Raw genomic sequence first — 19,769 nt, forward strand, 5'->3', positions numbered from 1 at the left:
CACGGCACCGCCGGCTCAGCCCACCTGCATCTGTGCCTCGGGATAGCGCACGCGGCTGTGCCTCTGGGTGCCCAGACTGTAGACCAGGGTCAGAGGCCCGAGGCGGCCGATGAACATGAGCATGATCATGAGGACGTGGCTGGTCGTCGAGAACTCCAGCGTCAGGCCGGGATCCATCCCCGCCGTGCTGAAGGTGGCGACCACGGCGAACAGGATGAGCAGGAACGGCTTGTTTTCAATCAGACAGATCAGAAAGGTGCCCGCGCACACCAGTGCGCCCGAGACGACCAGCAGGGCGAGCGCCTTCTGGATGGTTTCGGCACCCAGGGAGCGGTGCATGAGCACGACCTCGCGGCGCTGCAGGATGTACGAACGCACGACGGCCAGGAGCACGATGAAGGTGCCCAGCTTGATGCCGCTGGCGGTGCTGAGGGATCCGCCGCCAATGAACATCAACATGATCAGCAGCAGCAGGGAGCTCTCGCGCAGTTGTGTGATGTCCAGGCTGGTGAAGCCGGCTGTGCGTGTGCTCACCACCTGCATCCACGAGGCCAGGCCCTGCTGCGCCAGGGGCAGCGAGCCCAAGGTCGCGTCGTTGCTCGTCTCGATGGCCCAGAACACGCCGAAGCCGGCGAGATTCAGCACCAGGGTGCCCAGCAGTATCAGGCGGGAGTAGTGTGTGAACTTTTGCCATGACTGCTTGTGGTAGATATCGGCGAGGACCGTGAATCCCAGGCCGCCCAGGATGATGCAGCTGCTCAGGACGAAGGTCACGACCGGGTCATGGGAGAACAGGGCCAGGCTGTTGTCATATAGCGATACCCCTGCATTGTTGAAGGCGGATATCGCATGGAATAGCGCCATCCACGCGGCGTGCGGCAGCGGGGCGTGGCGCCACCACCAGAGCATGAGGATCAGGGCGGCGGCGAGCTCGATCGCCAGAGAGAACTTCAGGACCGATAGCGCGGTCTGGCGGATGCGCGAGACGCTGGTCTGGTTGAAGGCCTCGAGCGCCAGGGCCTGGTAGCGCAGGCTCACGCGCTTGCCCAGGGTCAGGGCCGCGATGATGGCAAAGGTCACAAAACCCAGGCCGCCGATCTGGACCAGCGCCAGGACGACGAACTGTCCGAAGCGGGTGAGGTCGCGGCTGGGATCGATCAGCGTCAGGCCGGTGACGGTGACCGACGAGGTCGCGGTGAAGAACGCCTCGAACCAGCCGAACGGGCGTTGCTGGGCAAAGGGCAGGACAAGCAGGAGGGTGCCGATCAGGATCAGGACGATGAAGCTGCCGGCCAACACGGCGGGCGGGCTGGCCTGCAATTGGCCGGTGCGCCGTGCTTTGCGCAGGGCCTGGTAGGGGGTGATGGAGAACAGGCGCGCCATGTGCGGGGCGTTAGCTGAGCTTGGGGGCGGCCATCTTGAGATCCTGCAGCTGGCCAAAGAGGATCAGGGAGTCCTTGGCGCGCAGGACGAACTCATCGGGCGGATGCACCGTGGTCTCGGTGCGGCGCTTGATGGCCAGCGTCTGAATCGTGGTTTCGCCGGGCCCCAGCGCCCCCCCCAGGGTGCGGCCCTCGAGTCGGTCGCTGGCCTCGATCTCGACCACGAATTCCCCATTGCCCAGGGGAATGTAGTCCGTCACCATCGGGTAGCTGAGAATTTGCGCGATCCGCATGCCCATTTCCTCTTCGGGGTGAATGATGCGGGCGACGCCCAGTTTGCTGAGGATCAGGTGGTGGGCGCGTGAAGTCGCCTTGACCCAGATGCTGCGCACGCCCAGGGCCTTGAGGTGGACGACGCAGACCAGGCTCGCCTGCAATTCCTCGCCGATCGCCACCAGCACTACATCGTAGCCATCCAGCCCCAGTTCGGCGAGCGCGTTCTGGTCGGTCACGTCGGCGATGGCGGCGCGCGTGAGCTGGTCCGCGTGCCGGTCGATTGCCTTGTCGTCGGCGTCGATGCCCAGGACCGAGTGCCCTTGGCGCATGAGCTCCAGCGAGGTGGCCGAACCGAAGCGCCCAAGGCCGATGACCGCGAATTGCCCCATGTGTCCCTCTCTGTATCCTATGTGTCGATGGCGCCGGCCGCTGGCCGCTTCGCGGCAGGCATTTGATTTTTAATGGTAACGTGGCACAAATTCTGGTAAAAACCCTTATGGAGTTTTTTCTGGATTCGTGGCTGAAGATGCTGCATTGCACCAATTGATGCCCGTCGTTGCCTGCATGATATGACAAGTTTGTTCGACCCGGTACGGCTGGGCGAGGTTTCCCTCGCCAATCGCATTGTGATGGCCCCGATGACGCGCACGCGCGCGGCTCCGGGCCGGATCCCCAACGACATGATGCGCCTTTATTATGCGCAGCGCGCCACAGCGGGGCTGATCATCAGCGAGGCCACCTCGGTATCGCCGCTGGGTGTCGGATATCCGGACACGCCCGGCATCTGGTGCAAGGCCCAGGTTCAGGGGTGGCAGTCGATCACCCGGGCGGTGCGCGACAAGGGCGGCAGGATGTTTCTGCAGCTCTGGCACGTGGGGCGGGTATCCGATCCCGAATACCTGTCCGGCGAGATTCCCGTCGCCCCCAGCGCGGTGGCCTGCGCGGGGCAGGTCAGCCTGCTGCGGCCCAAGCGCGACTATGTCGTGCCACGCGCTCTGCATGCGGACGAGATTCACCGCATCGTCGTCGATTTCGGCCTCGCCGCGCGCAATGCCCAGAGCGCCGGCTTTGACGGGATCGAGATTCATAGCGCCAATGGCTATCTGATCGACCAGTTTCTGCATGATGGGTCGAACCGCCGCACGGACGAGTACGGCGGCTCGATCCGCAACCGCAGCCGTTTCCTGCTCGAGGTGGTCGATGCCTGCGTCGGCGTCTGGGGCGCCGGGCGCGTGGGTGTGCACCTGTCGCCGCGCGGCGATTCGCACGATATGCGGGACGCGGATCCCCGGGCCTTGTTCCTGCACGTGGCCCGCGAGCTGGGCCACCGGCGCCTGGCGTTTCTGTGCCTGCGCGAGTCCCTCGGAGACGACAGCCTGATGCCGGAAATCCGCCAGGCGTTCGGCGGTCCGATCATCGCCAACGAGCGCTATGACCTGGCGCTGGCCGAGCGGGTGATCGCCGAGGGCCAGGCCGACGCGGTGGCATTCGGCAAGGCGTTCATCTCGAATCCCAATCTGGTGGCTCGCCTGCGGGCAGGCGGGCCGCTCGCCCCCTGGGACAGTTCGACCTTTTATGGTTCGGGGATTCATGGCTACACCGATTATCCCTGCGTGGCCGCTTGCGACGATCCGCAGACCCTGTCGGTCTGACCGGCCTTTAGCCCGCCAGGCGGGCCTTGACCTGGGCCGAGACCGCCGCCATGTCGGCACGGCCGCTCAGCGAGGCTTTGAGCAGGCCCATCGCCTTGCCCATCGCCGCGCCGCCTTGCAGGCCCTGGGCCTGGGTTTGGGCGACCGCCGCCTCGATCGCCGCGGCGATCTCTTCGGGGTCGGCGCCCTGGGGCATGAATTCCAGCAGGATATCCAGTTCGGCCTGTTCCTGGGCAGCGCTTTCGGCGCGACCCGCCGACGCGAAGGCGGCGATGGATTCGCGGCGCTGTTTGGCCTGCTTTTCGATAATGGCGATGATCGCGGCCTCGTCGGGCTCCACTCGCTGATCGACGGCCTTTTGCTTGATGGCCGCTTGCAGCAGTCTGAGAGTGCCCAGGCGTGTGCTGTCGTGGGCGCGCATGGCGGCCTTGACGGCCTCCGCGATGCGGGTGGCGAGCGCGTTGCTCATGGAAGAAGTCCTTGGGAGGTTGCGATTTCCGCATTTTAACGCGCCGGTCCGGTGTGCCCCGCTAGGGTTTTGGCGGCGTCAGTGGAAATCGCGGCTACGCGTGGACAGGCCCTCGAGCAGGGTGCTCAGGTCGACGAGGCGGCGTCCAAGCAGGTGGCAGACCTCCTGCTGGCGCTGCCAGATGCCATAGACACCCATCATGGTGGCACCCGCGAGGATCGAATATTGCGCATCGGCCTCACGGGCGTGCAGGATGACGTTCAGAGACCCGGTCTCATCCTCGAGAGTGACGAAGACGGTGCCGCGGGCGGTGCGCGGCCTCTGCCGCGCGGTCACCAGGCCGCAGGCGCGCGCCAGGCGCCGGTCGGGATAGCCCTCTTTGAGCTCGGCGGCGGTGCGAAAGCCGCGCCGCGCGAGTTCGTCGCGCAGCAGCGCCAGCGGATGGCGCCCCAGCGTCAGGCCCAGCGAGGCATAGTCGGCTTCCAGGTTCTCGCCCTCGCTTGGCGGCGGCAGGCCGGGCAGCGGTCCCTCGGCGATTTCCGCCTGGCGCAGCAGCCCGGGCGGCCGCCGCAGGGTTGCCTGCCAGTGACCCTCGCGCCGATGCGCGGCCAGCCCCGCGAACGCATCCGCGGCGGCCAGGGCCTGCATGTCGCGCGTCTCGAGGCCGGCACGGATCGCCAGGTCCTGGATACTGGCCAGCGGGCCGCCGTCCCGGCAGGCAACGATCGCCCCCATCGCGGCCCGCGACAGCCCTCGGACTTGCGACAACCCCAGCCGCACCGCCGGCCGCGGTTGCGGCGTGGGGGTGGTACTTTCCCCCGTCGGGCCGTCCCAAGGGGGAAAAGCGCCCCCTTGGGGGGCAGCAAGCCGCAGGCGCGGCGTGGGGGTGGTACTTTCCCCCGTCGGGTCGAGAGTGGCGCCGATGCCGCTGCGCCGCACGTCGACCGGCAGGACAAGGACCCCATGGCGGCGCGCGTCCTGGACGAGTTGGTTGGGCGTGTAAAACCCCATGGGCTGCGCGTTGAGCAGGGCGGCCAGAAAGGCCTCGGGCTCGTGGCGCTTGAGCCAGGCGCTGATCCAGGCGAGCCTGGCGAAGCCGGCCGCGTGGCTCTCGGGGAAGCCATATTCCCCAAATCCTTCGAGCTGCCGGATCAGACCTTCGGCGAAATCGGTCGAATAGCCGTTGTGGGCCATACCGGTGCGCAGGCGCTCGTGGAAGGCCGCGATCTCGCCCGTCCGGCGCCAGGCCGCCATGGCGCGACGCAACTGGTCGGCCTCGCCGGCGGAAAAACCCGCCGCGACCATGGCCAGACGCATGGCCTGCTCCTGGAAGATCGGGATGCCCAGGGTGCGCTGCAGGACCTCGCGGATCGCGGGCGACGGATAGTCCTCGGCCTCCAATCCCTGGCGGCGGCGCAGGTAGGGGTGGACCATGCCGCCTTGCATGGGGCCCGGTCGCACGATGGCCACCTGGATCACCAGGTCGTAGAAGCACCGGGGACGCAGCCGCGGGAGCATGCTCATCTGGGCGCGGGACTCGATCTGAAACACTCCGATCGTGTCGGCCTTCTGGATCATTTCGAAAGTGCCGGGGTCCTCGCCGGGCACATCGCCCAGGGTCCAGGGTCGGCCGCGCCGTCGCGCCACCAGTTCCTCGCATGCGCGCAAGGCACTGAGCATGCCGAGTGCCAGGACGTCGACTTTCAGCAGGCCCATCGTGTCGAGGTCATCCTTGTCCCACTGGATGACACTGCGCTCCGCCATGGCGGCGTTCTCGAGCGGGACCAGTTCGTCGAGCCGCTGGCGGGCGATCACGAAGCCGCCGGGGTGCTGTGACAGGTGGCGCGGAAAGCCAGCCAATTCGTCGGCCAGCGATGCCCACAGAGAGCCTTGGTCGGGGCATAGCGCCTCGAGCGTCTCACGCAAGACCACCGGGTCGTGAACGTGGCGCAGGCGCCGGGCGGCGTCCTCAACGAGGGCTGGGGCCACCCCCAGCGCCTTGCCGGCGTCCCGCAGGGCGCTGCGGCGCCGGTACGTGATGACCACGGCGGTCAGGGCGGCGTGGTTGCGGCCGTACTTGGCATAGACGTACTGGATGACTTCCTCGCGGCGGTGGTGCTCGAAGTCTACGTCGATATCGGGCGGCTCCCCGCGCTCGCGGCTGATGAAGCGGGCAAAAAGCAGCTTGCGGGCGACGGGGTCGATCTCGGTGATGCCCAGGCAATAACAGATCATGGAATTGGCCGCCGAACCCCGGCCCTGGCACAGGATGCCCTTGCTGCGGGCATGACGGACCAGGTCGTGGACCGTCAGGAAATAGGCTTCGTAGCCCAGTTCGCGCACCAGTGCGAGCTCGTCCTCGAGCTGGCGTCGCGCTTCAGGTGTCAGGCCCGCGGGATAGCGCCGGGTGGCGCCGGCCAGGCATTCGTCGCGCAAGTACCGGGCCGCCGTGGTGCCCGGCGGCACGCTGGCCTCGGGATATTGGTAGCGCAGCGTCTCGAGGGAAAAGCGGCAGCGCTCGGCAATGGTCAGGGTTTGCGCCAGGGCCGGCGCCGGGTAGAGGCTGGCCAGACGCAGGCGGCTGCGCAAGGCGTGCTCGGTGTTGGGCCGCAGATGGATGCCGCAGTCGGCGATCGGACGGCCGCGGCGGATGGCGCACAGGGTGTCGTGCAGCGGCTGGCGCGAGCGCCGGTGCATTTGGACGCCTCCCAGGGCCACCAGGGGAATGCCCAGGTCGGCCGACCAGCAGACCAGGGCATGGCGGTGGGAGGTGTCGCGATCGCCTTGCTGCAGGCACAGGCCCAGCCAGAGCCGGCCGGGGAATGCGGCCCGCAGGCGCTCGAGAGCCGGCCGGCAGGCAGGGGGCGCGCCATAGTTCGGCTTGACGATCAGGAGACAGCCGGAGATCGGCGCGGTGGCGATGCCGGGTTCGCCGTCGGACCACAGGTCATCGAGCGTGAACGTGTATTGGCCCTTGGGGCTGCGTTGCCGGGCACGGGTGATCAGGCGGCAAAGGGCGCCGTAGCCATTGCGGTCCTCGGCCAGGACGATGAGTTCGAAGGCACCCTCGGCGGGGCGCAAGCGGCTGCCGGTGAGCAGGCGCAGGCCGTGGCGGCGCGCCTCGCGCCAGGCGCGCACGATGCCGGCGAGCGAGCATTCGTCGGTCAGGGCGATCGCCCGATAGCCCAGTTCGGCGGCGGTGCGGACCAGTTCCTCGGGATGCGAGGCGCCCGTCAGAAAGGTGAAGTTCGACAGGCAGTCCAGCTCGGCGTAGTCCGGCAAACCCATGGCGTCATCCGAACAGGCCATGCAGGAACCAGCCCGTCCCGCGGTGGTCCCGATAGATCCAGTAGCGCGCGCCGCGAGCATCGCGGGCGATGAAATAGTCCCGGCCGACCGGGGCCTGGCCGTGGACCCACCAGCCCCCCTCGATGCGCTCGGGGCCCGAAATCAGGGCCAGGGGTGCGCCGCCGATCATCGGTCGATGCGCCGGGGCGGTCAGGGCGATGGCCTGGGCGAGCAGCCATAGGGGCCGGCTGCGGGACGCGAGCTCGGGCAGGCGCGCTCGCGGCAGTGTGGCCTTGGCGCGCCAGCGGTCCGTGCGTTCGGGGATGTGCTGGGGAACCGGATCGGGGAAGGACAGGCAGTCCATGCCCAGGCGGGCGCGCAGCATGTCGAGCAGGGCGGCCTCGCGGCCCGGGGGCGGGCTATCGTCGAGCAGCAGGGGCGCGGTCCGGGGCGCGCGCGGTTCGACCCGCGTGCAGCGCAAGGCGAGCCCCACCACGGGGGCCTCGAGCCGACGGCGCGCCAAGTGCTCGCGCAGCAACCCCGTAAAGCGCGCGGCGTCCCATTCCGGTCGGGCGGTCCGCAGGCGCACCGAGGTGATCGGGGACGCCAGGCGCCGGTCGTCATGGAACAGGTCCAGTTCCAGCAGGCTGGTGGCGTCCTGGTGCGCGTCCAGCCAGGCACACAGAGCGGCGATGAGGGGGGCGCTGGCGGCCTCGATGACGGTGGCGGACGCGCTGTGACGGGGCAGTTCGCAGGCCTGAGCAAAGCCGCCACCGTTTGTCAGCCAGTCGTGGGCCTGGGGGGTGGCCCGCCCATAGGCCCGGTCCAGGGTCTCGATGAGGGCGGCGTACCCCCGGTTGCGTAAACCGACCCGGGGCAGGGCCCGCAGAGCGCCCAGTCGGCGACATCCGAGGGCTTGCAACGCCGCCAGGGTGTCCGGTGCCACGGGCAAGGCGGCGCACGGCAGAGCGTCGAGGCGACGGGACAGGGTCTCGGGACGCAGGACGTGGCGCGTGCCGCGGCTCGATCGCGCAAGCAGGCAGGCGCCCAGCGCCGTTGGCGCAAGGCCCGTGACGGTGCCGGGGGGGCAGTCTCGCCGCACGGCGCGCAGCAGGGCCCGGACGCCGCCAAACAGACGCAGGCTGCCCTCGATCTCGAGGGCCAGGGCGTGGTCGTCAAGAATGGCCAGATGCGGCGTATAACGCAGCAAGCGGGCGGCCAGCCCGGGCGGGCCGCCATGCGCGGGCCGGGGCAGGTGCAGGCAAATCCAGAGCATCGGAATATAGGTGGATGACGATGGCCTCGGGCAGGGCGGGGCCGCGCCGCTTGAGGATGCCCAGCGACAGGCCCTGTGGCGAGGGCTCGAGGGACAGGCGCAGGGCGGCCGGACTGGCCTGCCGCGCCGCCGATCGGGGGCGCAGCAGGATCAGCAGTGAATGACCGCTGCGGGCCAGGCGTTGCAGTCGTAGCAACGCCTGGCCGGATGCCGGCCCCACCCAGCACAGCAGCGCCGCGCAGACGTCGTGGCGGACGGCCTGCTCGGCGGCCCAGAGGCGCTCGGGCGCTGTGCCGGCACGCAGCCACGCCAGGCGGCGAGGTTGCAGGCCCCAGTTGGCCCAGCATTGCATCGAGGGGGGGTGGGGAGGGTCGATCAGCAGGATCAGGCGCCTGGGATCGAGGGCGGCGAGGGCCGGCCGCAGGAGCAGCAGCTCACCGATGCCGGGCCGTTCGGACAGCAGCTCGATCAGCGTGCCCAGCGGCCAGCCCCCGCCCGGCAGTTCCCGATCGAGGGCCTCGTGGCCGGTGGATACGACGGCGCGGCGAGCGGGGGCGAGCTGGCTGGCCCGCCAAAGGGCTGGATGGATGCGTTCGGGATGCTGGAGGACGGTCGATGCGGGCGGGGCAGCCATAGTGTGCTCTTGAGCCAAAAATACTGTAATTAAATACAGTATAAATCATTGACTGAACCCAGGCTGCGCACCGGCCGCAAGGGAATCGGGCTCCGAAGGGGCGCCCGCCCGCGCGGATGGCCGTGCTCAGGCGCGCGGCGGCGTGGGCGGCAGCCGCCAGTCGTGACGCTCGCTGGCGCGGCCTGCGGGATCGTAGCTCTGTTCGCTGAACAGGGCATGGCCGTCGGCCGCGACGGCGATCACGGTCGTGCAGCGTGTCCCGTAGTCGGGACTGACGATGAAGGGGCTGCTGAGCAGGCGCTCGAGCTCGATCGAGACTCCGGTGGCGGGCAGGATCGCGTCGTCGGCCGGCTCGGCGTCGCGCAGGACGGCGAAAACCCCGTCGGGATCGTCCGCCAGGACCTCGGGCGGCCGTGCGTCGAGGGCCGCGCGCAGCCGCCCGGCCTTCGGCCAGGGAGTGTCCAGCAAGTGATTCGACAGTACATAGCGGCCCGAAGCGAGTGGTCTGGCGCGCGCCAGGGGGTCGCGATTGCTCGCGTAATGCACGCCGGCCGTGTCGCCGACGATCAGGTTGAATCCCTTGTAGTCCTCGCCCCGGGACTGAATATCGGCGGCGTACACCGCCGCGGGCGCGTCGCCGCGCAGGAAATCCCGAACCAGGACGCCGCGCGAAGGGGTGCCCGAGCGACGATTGCCAGGCTCGCGGTAATTGGTGAGGAGGGCGAAGCGGCCGGCGCGGGCCCAGCCCAGCCACGTCCCGCCCGCAAGCAGATCCAGGCCGCCGATGATATCCGGCCGATCAGCCCAGGGGGCCGCCGCCGCGGTCGGACGCGCATGGTATTCGTCTCGGTTGGCGGCGATGAACAGCGGCCAGCGGGGGTCGCCGATGGCGAGGTAGGCAATGCACATGGAGTCGGCCTCAGTGTTGTATGCCGTAAGGATACGATATGGGCATGCCATAATCGGTGCATGCCTGATATTCCTTTCGCGCGGCTGCTGTGCGCCGCGCTCGCCTGCTGGGCCATATCGCTGCCCGCCTGCGCGGGTGACAGGGCCTGGACCATGAGCCGGGCCAGCGCGGGCCTGCATGCCCTGCGGGCCGATGTCCTGGTTTCCTATGCGCCCACGGCCGCCGATCCGCAGCCCGAGCCGGGTGCCCGGGTGACCCGTGTGCACGCCGCACGCCGCTATGCGGGCAATGCGAGGGTCGCCACACGCCTGTGCTGGCGTTCCTCCGATGGCCCTTGCGTCGAACTGCGAGGGACGCAAATCGACACGCATGCCTTCGATGGCCTGTCGCCCGAGGGGCCTTTCCTGTTGGTGCATCGGGCGCTTGACTGGGTGAATACGCCTGCGCCGCTATTCATTCCGGGCTCGGTCACGGTCTGGTTTTCCGCCAGTCAGGCCCGGTAAAATCCATACTAAGGTGATGGCCGCCCTCAGGTTATACTAACGGGCTATTTACAATACCGTGGCAGCGGATTCCGAGGATCCGGCATGCCTCGCGGGTCAGACGGGAACCATTCGGGACGACATGCAAAAGAACAGCTTCAGCTACGAGGACTTGCTCGCGTGTGGGCGTGGTGAATTATTCGGCGAGGGCAATGCGCAGCTGCCACAGCCCCCCATGCTGATGTTCGATCGGATCGTTCACATCAGCGACCAGGGCGGCCCGCACGACAAGGGCGAGATCATCGCCGAGCTCGACATGCGTCCCGACATGTGGTTTTTCAACTGCCATTTTCAGGGCGATCCGGTGATGCCCGGTTGTCTCGGGCTGGATGCCATGTGGCAACTGGTGGGTTTTTTCCTGGGCTGGTGCGGTGGCCCGGGGCGCGGCCGCGCCCTGGGCGTGGGCGAGGTCAAGTTCACCGGCCAGGTCCTGCCCAAGGCCAAGCTCGTGCGCTACCACATCGACATGAAGCGCGTCATGATGCGCAAGCTGGTCATGGGCATCGCCGACGCGCGCATGGAAGTCGATGGCCGCGAGATCTATGTCGCTCACGATCTGCGTGTCGGTCTGTTCACCGGCACCAATAATTTCTAGGAGAACGGGATCATGCGTCGTGTGGTCGTCACCGGCATGGGCATCGTGTCCAGCCTGGGCAACAAGCAGTCCGAAGTGCTCGAGAGCCTGCGCACGGGCCGCTCGGGCATTTCCTTTCAGCCCAGCTACGTCGAGCGAGGCTTGCGTTCGCATGTCGCGGGGTCCATCCGTCTGGATGCCCTGGCGCAGATCGACCGCAAGCTCGGGCGGTTCATGGCCGATGGCCACGCCTACGCCTGGGTCGCCATGCAAGAGGCCATTGCCGATGCCGGGCTGCCGCCCGAGCTGGTGTCCAATGCCCGCACGGGTCTGATCGTCGGCGCGGGCGGCGCCTCGCACGCCAGCATTCACGAGGGAATCCAGACTCTGCAGGAAAAGGGCGTGCGCCGCGTCGGGCCCTATATGGTGACCAAGGCCATGGCCAGCGGCGTATCCGCCTGCCTGGCTACGGGCGCCGAAATCAAGGGCATCAACTACGCCATCAGTTCGGCCTGCTCGACCAGCGCGCACTGCATCGGCAACGCCATGGAACAGATCCAGCTGGGCAAGCAGGACATTGTCTTTGCCGGCGGTGCCGAGGAAGAGCACTGGTCGCTGTCTTTCATGTTCGACGCCATGGGGGCGCTGTCCACACGCTACAACGACAGCCCTGAGCGCGCCTCGCGCACCTATGATGCCGATCGCGATGGATTTGTGATCTCGGGCGGCGGCGGCATCGTCGTGCTCGAGGAATACGAACACGCGCGCGCGCGCGGCGCGCACATCATCGCCGAGCTCGTCGGCTACGGCGCAACCTCGGACGGCTATGACATGGTGGCCCCCTCGGGCGAGGGCGCAACGCGCTGCATGCGCCTGGCGCTGCAGGATGTCACGACCTCGGTCGACTACATCAACACGCACGGCACCAGCACCCCCGTGGGCGACGTCAAGGAAATCGAGGCGATCCGCGAGGTCTTTGGCGCGCGCCAGCCGCTGATCGCTTCCACCAAATCGCTCTCGGGCCATGCGCTGGGCGCGGCCGGCGTCAACGAGGCGATCTACACCTTGCTGATGATGAAACATGGCTTCGCCGCCGCCTCGGCCAATATCGAAACCCTGGACCCGGCGCTCGAGGGCGACAATATTTTGCGCGCGACCCTCGACAAGGCGGACATCCGGACCGCCCTGTCCAATAGCTTTGGCTTCGGCGGCACCAACGCCACCCTGGTGTTCTCGACGGCCAGCCTGTAGCGGTGTGGTGGCGCTCCCCGCACATGGGGCGCCGCGCACCTCCGGCCGCACCCGGATGCCGCCTCGCCAGGGCGGCATTTTTCATGCCGCCGCGGCGTCTCTTGAACTCAGGCCGGTGCGCGCCGCATATCGGGCAGGAAGAACGCCGCCAGCCCCAGCAGGGGCAGGTACGAGCAGACGTGGTAGACGAATTCGATGCTGGTCGTGTCCGCGAGCTTGCCCAGCAAGGCGGCGCCGATTCCGCCCATGCCGAAGGCAAATCCAAAGAACAGGCCCGAGACCGTGCCGGTCTTGCCGGGCATGAGTTCCTGGGCATAGACCACGATGGCAGGGAAGGCGGATGCGATCATGGCACCCGCGCAGAACGCCAGGGCCAGGGTCCATTGGAAGTTGGCGTAGGGCAGCAGCAGGGTGAATGGCGCCGCCCCCAGGATCGATCCCCAGATGACCCGCTTGCGGCCGATGCGATCGCCGAAGGGTCCGCCGATCATCGTGCCCATGGCCACGCCGGCGAGGAATACGAACAGGCTGACCTGGGCCTGCTGAATGGGCAAGCCGAAGCGGTCCATCAGATAGAAGGTGAAGTAGCTGGTGATCCCCGCCAGATAGAAATACTTGGAAAAGATCAGGACCAGCAGAATCGAGATGGCGGAGCCCACCTGGTGCCTGGACAGCGTGGTTTCGGTCTTGCGCAGACTGCCGCCGTGCCCGCGCACGCCGCCGAGATTGGCGGCATACCAGCGGCCGACCATGAGCAGGATGAAGATCCCGGCCAGTGCGGCGAGCGAAACCCAGGCGATGCTGCCCTGGCCGTGCGGGACGATGAGCAGCGCCGCCAACAGCGGCCCGATCGACGATCCAATGTTGCCGCCGACCTGGAAGATGGATTGTGCCAGGCCATGGTGGCCGGCAGAGGCCATGCGCGCGACGCGGGAGGACTCGGGATGAAAAACCGATGATCCCATGCCGACGAGCGTGGCGGCGAGGACAATGAAGGGGAAGCTGCCAGCGGTCGACAGCAGGATCAAGCCGCAGAACGTGAAGCCCATGCCCATCGGCAGGGAGTAAGGCATGGGCCGCCTGTCGGTGAGCAAACCCACGAAGGGCTGCAGCAGGGAAGCGGAAAACTGGAAGGCGAGGGTGATCAGTCCGACCTGGACGAAGGTCAACTCGAATTTGCCTTGGAGGATGGGGTAGATCGCCAGCAACACCGACTGCATCATGTCGTTGAGCATGTGCGTGACGCTGATGGCTCCGAGCACCGGGTATGCCACGCGGGTGGTGGCGGCCCCGGACAGGGTCGCGGTGGGACTGATGGCGAGAGGTTCTTTCATGGGGCGCACTTGGGGGAAACCCCGCACATTGTACGCGTAGAACGTGGCAGGCGCCCCGGCAGGGGCGCCTGCGCAATGGCGCTGGGCGGGGGGGCTGCCGCGCGTGCCCCCGGCGTGGGTGCGCAGCGTAGCGTCAGGCAGCCGGAGAGGTGACCGGCACCTGGGGGGTGGGCGCCGTCGACTGCGCCGGCGTCCGCTGGCGTGCGCCCAGAGAGCGCAGGAAGCGCCAGACGAACAACAAGGTGATCAGCAACAGTCCTGGGTAGCCGAGGCCAGCCAGTAGATAGGGCAGGGTCGGATCGCCCGCCTGCACCGTCGGCAGGTTGAAGCTGAGCAAGCCCAGCGTGATGATCGCGCCAAAGATCCACATGCCCATCAGCCATAAGCCGGCTTCAAAGCCGTGCAGCGTGCTCGACCAGCGTCCTTGAGGCGTCGGGCGCATCGGCTCGGCGGTCGGTGTGCGGTGCGCGCGCAGGCTCAGCGTCAGCAGGTCGAACACCAGCAGTCCGGCGCCGACCGTGAACACCAGGCCAAAGAGCGGGATCAGGGCTTTATAGAACTGCATGGCGGGGAACACGTCGCCGCCGAACCAGTCCAGGCCCAGCGTACGGTACTGGAATACCTGGATCGTGCCGCCGATGGCAAATCCGAAGGCGATGCCCAGCATGCCTGTGAACACCAGCCAGAACGCGAGTTTGCCCAGGCGCTGATCGAACCCGGTGGCCTTGCGCAGAATCGGCAGTGCATAGTATGCGGCGGCGATGCCCAGCATGCCGAAGGTCCCGAACAAGGCCAGGTGCGCGTGGCTCGGGGTCACCCAGGTGCCGTGCGACCAGACGTTGGTCAAGGCAAAGGTCATCGTGAACCCGAGAATCCCCGCGCCGACCTGCTCCAGTACGACAGAGCCCAGGATGAAATAGAAGGCGGGGGCGTTCTCCAAGGGTTTGCGGTCCTGGTGGGCGTCCAGGTAGATGTGCCAGAAGCAGAACACCAGAGGCAGGGGTTCGAGGGCGCTGAACAGCGAGCCCCAGAACTGCCAGAATTCCGGCGTACCCACCCAGAAGTAGTGGTGCGCGTTGCCGATCAGGCCCGAGAGCCAGACCATGGTCACGCCCCAGAACACCGCATAGCCCACCGCCTTGACGTCCGCCTTGAACATCAGCACCAGCAGAAACCCTACCAGGCTGATGTGGATGACTTCCCATACACCCTCGACCCAGTAGTGCACCACGTACCAGCGAAAGTATTCCTGCAGGTCCAGCCGCTCGACGAAGAACATGCCGAAGATCCACACGAAGGTCAGGGCGGCGACGCCCAGGCCCAGGCCCCAGTGAATTTCATTCCATGCGCGCAAGGGCGGGAAAGTGCGCAGCACGATGTAGCACAGGATGGCGAAGCCGATCAGGATCACCACGTCGGCGGCGCGCCCCGCCTCGAGGTACTCCAGCCCCTCCTGGAGCCAGGGCTGGCCCATCCACCAACCGGCGATCCCCTGGGCGGCGAGGGCCTGGGTGGCCACGTTCCACAAGGTCACCACGACGAGGGCGTAGAACAGGATGTGGACCAGCCAGGGCGCAGCCAGTTCCCGGCGCGAGAGCAGCGGGCCGACGAACAGGATCGTGCCGATGAATCCGGACAGAATCCAGAGAATCCCCAGATTGGTGTGCTCGGCGCGCAGGATATTGAAATTCAGGATGCCCGAGAGCAGGAGGGGATCGACGTGCTGCGCCGCGATGAGCAGGCCGAAACCCACCTGAAACAGGAACAGCACCAGCATCAGCATGAAAAAAGGCAGGCTCAAGCGCTGCGTGCGGTATTCGATCTGAATCATTTTTGGTCCTCTTTGAGGCTGCGCAGATAGGCGATGATGGCGCTCATGTCGGATTCGTTGATCATGGCGTCGTACGAGGGCATGACCTTGGCCGGGTAGCCGGCGACGACCTGGGTGTCCGGGTGGCGGATGGCTTCGATCAGGTAGGCCTCATCGGCCTTGACGCGTGTGCCGTCGGCCAGCTCGGTCTCCGAGCCATAGAGTCCGCCCCAGCCTGGTCCCACCACGCGTTTGCGGTCCGTGGCATGGCAGGCCAGGCAGCCAAAATCGGACACCAGCTTGGCGCCGAGCCGGGTCGGGGACTGTGTTGCAGCGTCAACGGTCGCCGAAGGTGCGCTGGCCGCAACCAGCGTCGTACCGGCGCGCGCGGCCTCGATGCGGGCGACTCCGTCAATCTTGGGCTTGGGCGGCCAGCCCTCGTTATTCATGGCCGAGGTGTATTTCAGGAACGCGATCAGCCCGCGGATCTCATCCGCGCTCAGCGGCAGGTTGGGCATCAGGGTGGGGTGTCCGCCGCGCCGGTCGATGCGTTCGGCCGCGCCGGGGTAGCGCTCTCGGTAGGCCGTGATGTCCGCAACGTCGGCGGCGGCCTGGACGGCGGGATTCTGGAGCTGCGCCTGGACCGCCGCCGAAGTGGGCCAGCCGCCGGCCGAGGGCAGGAATGCCGCCAGCCACGCGGGCCCCGTGTGGGCGTAGACCTTGGTGAGGTCAGGCCCGAAATAGGCCCCGTTGCCCACGATCGTGTGGCAGCCCATGCAGTTGTAGGCCTGGAAGACCCGCTTGCCGTAGACCGCGCCCTGATCGTCGAAGCGGATGGTTTCGGGCACGATCTGCTCGCGCGAGGGCAGGAAAGACATGACCGAGAGGACGAGAAAGATCACCAGCATCAGGCCCAGTACGCCCAGGGCCAGGTGGCGCTTGGCGGGTTCCGTGCAGTCTGCTTCGTTCAGGCAGCTCATGATTGGCCTCCTTGCGTATCGGTGTCCGTGCCGGCGGCGCGGGCCTGCTCATCGTGCTGGAACAGCGTGCGCAGGCTGCCGAGAAAGGCATAGAAGACGTAGATCGCCAGGAGGTATCCGACGACGATGTAGAGCCACCACATCGCTTGGGATTCCGGCCAGTACTGAAAGTCCCGCCAGTACGGCCAGGACAGGAGCACGCTGACCAGGCTTGCGAGCGCGGAGAGCGTGAGATCGACGATACGCTGCGTCATGGATTGACCTTTGTCGTGGTGTGAACAGGTGACCGGAATCCTCTGAATCCTCAGTGTCTGTTGACCGTTCGACGGGTTCAGGGGTGTCCCTGATCAATCTATTGAATGCGCGGCAAGGCCGTCAACGATATCACCTCATGCAATAGGGTGTATCAACTGATTCATGTTTGATATTTATTTAACAGATGATTATCCTGGCCTGTGGCATGGATATTGAATCGGATATCGCATGGATCTTTGAGTTTATTTTATATATTCTTATTTTTAATAGAAATTATCACAAATATCAATTGCTTATAAAAATAATCTATAAATTGGATTAAGATGAGTCTATTTTATATATGGGTATTAAAGACATCGCATTCATGTGAATGAAAATTACCGCTCTTTTAAGATGGAATTATTGATTCTTGATATGGGTTTATTTTAATTAAGGCTTAAGTATTTACCCCTAAAACAAGGATTCGGCCCGCCAGGCCGGCCGGTCGAGACCCAGGGCGGTTATGCCTGGGCAAGGCTCGGGTCCATCCGCTCGTCCATCCGATCAGGCTCCAGAGCGGGCGGCAAGGTCAGCGTGACTCGCGTTCCGCCGGCCATGGCCTCGATGCGCAGCGCAGCGCCCAGGGAGGCCGCGCGCCGGCTCATGTTACGCACGCCCATCCCGCGCTCGCCCGCGCCCGCGTAAGGAGCGCCATCGTTTTCGATAGCGATGAACGCCTCGCCCGGCGGGCCGCCGCCGCGCACCGCGATACGTGAGGCCGGGCCGTGGCGCAGGGCATTGGTGACCGCCTCCTGCACGATGCGCAGCACGTTCAGCGCGTGCGCCGGCGTGACGCCCGAGATCTCGGGCAGGCGGGCCATCGACCATTCCAGCTCCACCCCCAGGCGCTTGAGCCGGGGCTCGAGCCGCTCGCGCAGGCCCGAGAGCGCGGCGATGAGTTCGCGGTCACCGATGTCCAGGGAATGAATCACCAGGCGCAAGTCGTCGAGCGCCTCGCGCGCGGTATGCTCGATGCCGGTCGACTGGTCGCGCTCGGCCAGTGCAATGATCGAGGCCAGGTGGCCGCTCAGGCCATCGTGCAGGTCCACGGTGAGGCGGTGGCGCTCCTCGCTGCGGACGCGATGGGTGGCCTCGATGCGCTCCTCCTCGTACAGGTGGCGCAGTTCGGCCTCGCGTACGGCCAGCCGTTGCCTGAGGTGGGCGTTGGCGCCGTCCAGGCGGGTCAGGCTCAGGCCCAGGCGGCGCATGAGGATCACCGCGACCGCCACAATCAGCAGTTGCCGATAATAGAGCGAAAGGAAGAACGGGCCGTCCAATAGGCCGGCGATGATCGCGCCGTCGTGCAGCGTGGCCAGCGAAAAGAAGCACAGCGGCAGCAGGAGCAGCCAGGCTTCCCGCGTCTTTTTCACCAATGCACCCCAGGCCGAGATGGCGACCGTGATCAGCGGCGAAATCACCATGATGGGCGTCACGACGCCGATCATCAGGGCGGGCGCCGGCACCACGCCCGAGGCCATCGCCAGCAGGCATGCGCCGGGCACGGCCACCACGCAGGCACGCAGCCAGCGCGGCGGCGCGGTGCCGTTGATCTCGAGCGCAATCACGTGCAGGATGAAGACGCTGGCCATGCTGAAGGCAAAGGCATGGGGCAGCCAGCCGAGTATTTCGGGCATGATGTCGGCCAGCAGGCCCGCATAAGAGGCCGTGGATACCATGAGCAGCAGGCACAACCAGCCATACAGGGATTCCCGTGGCCGGTAGATCCAGACCATCAGGGTCGCGATGGCCAGCAGCAGCTGGCAGGCCAGCACCATCATGCGCGTATGCTCGAACACCAGAACCCTGAGCCTGTGGTACGGCGCGACTTGCTGCGCGGTGCCCACGTACAAGGGGGACAGATAGCCGCGTGCGACGGCCGGCGCCTCGAGCTGGACCTCGACCGTGTGACGGCCAACCGTCGCATGGCGGCCCGAAAGCGGTGCCAGCGTCGAGGCGCCCAGCATAATGCCCGGAACCAGCGAGTCCGCCCCGGTGTCCAGCACCACGTCGCCATCCAATGCGATGATCGCGCGGTAGTTGAATGTGGGAATAAAGAGGTAGAGCGGCTGCGTGGGCGCCTGGGTCAGCTCGAAGTCCATGCGGTAGCGGCCCTGGGCGTCGCGGCGGCCCTGGACGTGAGGCAGGACCACGGGCCTGGACGTGTCGCCGTCCGCCGTGAAGCGGGCTTGGTCGATCACCAGGGTGTGCTGGGGCAGGGGCAGGCTGAGCCACAACGGGGTGCTGGCCGCCAGCGCTGTCAGCAGGGCCAGGAGGGCTCCGAGCCAGCGCCGGCTCACAACCGTATCAGCCCTAGGCGCGAGGCTTCGAACACCGCCTCCGAGCGGTTGCCGACCTGCAGCTTGCGGTAGATGTTCTTGATGTGCACGGGCACGGTCTGCCGCGATATGCCGAGCTGTTCGGCCACTTCCGCGTAGGTCAGGCCCTTGGCGATGCCCCACAAGATTTCGGTTTCACGCGGCGTGAGCGTGGCTGCCGCGCACGTGGGCGCCGGGTCGCCGGCCGCCTGCCCATGCGCGCCCAGGCGCCGCACGATGACGCGCGCAATCGAAGAAGAAATCGGCGAGCGCCCGGCGCGCAGTTCCTCGATGGCTTCGATCAGGTCGGCGGAGCCGATGTCCTTGAGCAGGTAGCCCGTCGCGCCGGCCTCGATGGCCGCGATCACCACCTCGTTGTCGGCCAGCGCGGAGACCACCATGGCCTCGGCCTGCGGGTTGGTCGCGCGCAAGCGGCGGATGCCCTGGATGCCGTGGCCGTCGGGCAGGCGCAGGTCTGTGATGAGCAGGTCGATCGGCTCGCTTTGCAGGACCTCCATCGCCGCGCCCAGCGTGCCGCAAGCCGCAATCAGCCGGCCGGCCGGCCAGTTCGACAGGATTGACTCGAAGCGCAGGCGCAGGGGCTCGTCATCCTCGACCAGCAAGGTGCGGCAGGGTGCCGCATCGCCATTCCGGTCCGTGCCCGCGTCGAGGGGCCTGCTCCCAGGTTTCATCGGCCTTACCCTTTCCATGGTATAGGCCGGCGGCGCGCTGACCTTTAATCTTCGACATTGGGGGCTTAATCATTTGTCACCCTTTTTTTA

The 19,769-nt window shown here is 66.7% G+C and carries 17 protein-coding genes; 4 read left to right on the forward strand and 13 right to left on the reverse strand.

Annotated features, from left to right (window positions below):
* Positions 1 to 15: 15 nt before the first annotated feature.
* Entirely contained in the window at positions 16 to 1,383 is a 1,368-nt protein-coding gene (locus ABS761_RS11395) for a TrkH family potassium uptake protein (RefSeq protein ID WP_350408442.1), read from the reverse strand.
* A gap of 10 nt (positions 1,384 to 1,393) precedes the next feature.
* Positions 1,394 to 2,047 carry a potassium channel family protein gene (locus tag ABS761_RS11400; RefSeq protein WP_350408443.1) on the reverse strand — a complete coding sequence of 218 codons (654 nt, stop codon included), beginning with the start codon at positions 2,045 to 2,047 and terminating at the stop codon, positions 1,394 to 1,396.
* A 180-nt stretch (positions 2,048 to 2,227) separates the two neighbouring features.
* Here ABS761_RS11400 and ABS761_RS11405 point away from each other — a divergent pair, with 180 nt between their 5' ends.
* Positions 2,228 to 3,310, forward strand: a complete 1,083-nt coding sequence (locus ABS761_RS11405) for an alkene reductase (RefSeq protein ID WP_350408444.1) — start codon at positions 2,228 to 2,230, stop codon at positions 3,308 to 3,310.
* Between the two features lie 7 nt (positions 3,311 to 3,317).
* Here the strand turns inward: ABS761_RS11405 and ABS761_RS11410 are convergent, their stop codons facing one another.
* The 5 genes from ABS761_RS11410 to ABS761_RS11430 all read right to left on the reverse strand — a co-directional run bounded on the left by ABS761_RS11410 (position 3,318) and on the right by ABS761_RS11430 (position 9,886).
* Positions 3,318 to 3,779 carry a GatB/YqeY domain-containing protein gene (locus tag ABS761_RS11410; protein WP_350408445.1) on the reverse strand — a complete coding sequence of 154 codons (462 nt, stop codon included), beginning with the start codon at positions 3,777 to 3,779 and terminating at the stop codon, positions 3,318 to 3,320.
* A 78-nt stretch (positions 3,780 to 3,857) separates the two neighbouring features.
* Positions 3,858 to 7,067: an error-prone DNA polymerase gene (locus tag ABS761_RS11415; protein ID WP_350408446.1), complete on the reverse strand. Its 3,210-nt coding sequence runs from the start codon at positions 7,065 to 7,067 to the stop codon at positions 3,858 to 3,860.
* 4 nt (positions 7,068 to 7,071) lie between these two features.
* On the reverse strand, positions 7,072 to 8,277 hold the full coding sequence (locus ABS761_RS11420) for a Y-family DNA polymerase (protein ID WP_350408447.1): 1,206 nt from the start codon (positions 8,275 to 8,277) through the stop codon (positions 7,072 to 7,074).
* Complete coding sequence (imuA, locus tag ABS761_RS11425) at positions 8,243 to 8,977, reverse strand: translesion DNA synthesis-associated protein ImuA (protein ID WP_350408448.1); 735 nt, start codon at positions 8,975 to 8,977, stop codon at positions 8,243 to 8,245. The genes ABS761_RS11420 and imuA overlap by 35 nt, the downstream gene beginning before the upstream one ends.
* A gap of 126 nt (positions 8,978 to 9,103) precedes the next feature.
* Positions 9,104 to 9,886, reverse strand: coding sequence for an NRDE family protein (locus ABS761_RS11430; protein WP_350408450.1), 783 nt, complete (start codon positions 9,884 to 9,886; stop codon positions 9,104 to 9,106).
* A 60-nt stretch (positions 9,887 to 9,946) separates the two neighbouring features.
* Between ABS761_RS11430 and ABS761_RS11435 the strand changes: the two genes are divergently transcribed.
* The 3 genes from ABS761_RS11435 (at position 9,947) to fabB (ending at position 12,254) form a co-directional block, all read left to right on the forward strand.
* Positions 9,947 to 10,390 (forward strand): hypothetical protein, encoded by a 444-nt coding sequence (locus ABS761_RS11435; RefSeq protein ID WP_350408451.1) that lies wholly within the window; start codon positions 9,947 to 9,949, stop codon positions 10,388 to 10,390.
* A gap of 121 nt (positions 10,391 to 10,511) precedes the next feature.
* Complete coding sequence (gene fabA / locus ABS761_RS11440; protein WP_350408452.1) at positions 10,512 to 11,024, forward strand: 3-hydroxyacyl-[acyl-carrier-protein] dehydratase FabA; 513 nt, start codon at positions 10,512 to 10,514, stop codon at positions 11,022 to 11,024.
* A gap of 12 nt (positions 11,025 to 11,036) precedes the next feature.
* A complete protein-coding gene (gene fabB, locus ABS761_RS11445) occupies positions 11,037 to 12,254 on the forward strand; it encodes a beta-ketoacyl-ACP synthase I (protein WP_350408453.1) in 1,218 nt (405 codons plus the stop codon).
* Positions 12,255 to 12,361: 107 nt separating this feature from the next.
* On the opposite strand, the gene ABS761_RS11450 is transcribed toward fabB, so the two are convergent.
* The 6 genes from ABS761_RS11450 to ABS761_RS11475 all read right to left on the reverse strand — a co-directional run bounded on the left by ABS761_RS11450 (position 12,362) and on the right by ABS761_RS11475 (position 19,679).
* Positions 12,362 to 13,588, reverse strand: coding sequence for an MFS transporter (locus tag ABS761_RS11450; RefSeq protein WP_350408454.1), 1,227 nt, complete (start codon positions 13,586 to 13,588; stop codon positions 12,362 to 12,364).
* Positions 13,589 to 13,721: 133 nt separating this feature from the next.
* Entirely contained in the window at positions 13,722 to 15,419 is a 1,698-nt protein-coding gene (locus ABS761_RS11455) for a cbb3-type cytochrome c oxidase subunit I (protein ID WP_350408455.1), read from the reverse strand.
* Positions 15,416 to 16,378, reverse strand: coding sequence for a c-type cytochrome (locus ABS761_RS11460; protein WP_350408456.1), 963 nt, complete (start codon positions 16,376 to 16,378; stop codon positions 15,416 to 15,418). Before ABS761_RS11460 ends, ABS761_RS11455 begins: the two co-directional genes overlap by 4 nt.
* On the reverse strand, positions 16,375 to 16,632 hold the full coding sequence (locus ABS761_RS11465) for a hypothetical protein (RefSeq protein WP_350408457.1): 258 nt from the start codon (positions 16,630 to 16,632) through the stop codon (positions 16,375 to 16,377). The genes ABS761_RS11460 and ABS761_RS11465 overlap by 4 nt, the downstream gene beginning before the upstream one ends.
* Before the next feature lie 501 nt (positions 16,633 to 17,133).
* Positions 17,134 to 18,969, reverse strand: a complete 1,836-nt coding sequence (locus tag ABS761_RS11470; protein ID WP_350408458.1) for a sensor histidine kinase — start codon at positions 18,967 to 18,969, stop codon at positions 17,134 to 17,136.
* On the reverse strand, positions 18,966 to 19,679 hold the full coding sequence (locus ABS761_RS11475; protein ID WP_350408459.1) for a response regulator: 714 nt from the start codon (positions 19,677 to 19,679) through the stop codon (positions 18,966 to 18,968). Before ABS761_RS11475 ends, ABS761_RS11470 begins: the two co-directional genes overlap by 4 nt.
* Between the last annotated feature and the right edge of the window lie 90 nt (positions 19,680 to 19,769).

This window comes from Castellaniella sp. GW247-6E4 (assembly GCF_040276065.1).
GTDB lineage: Bacteria > Pseudomonadota > Gammaproteobacteria > Burkholderiales > Burkholderiaceae_B > Castellaniella.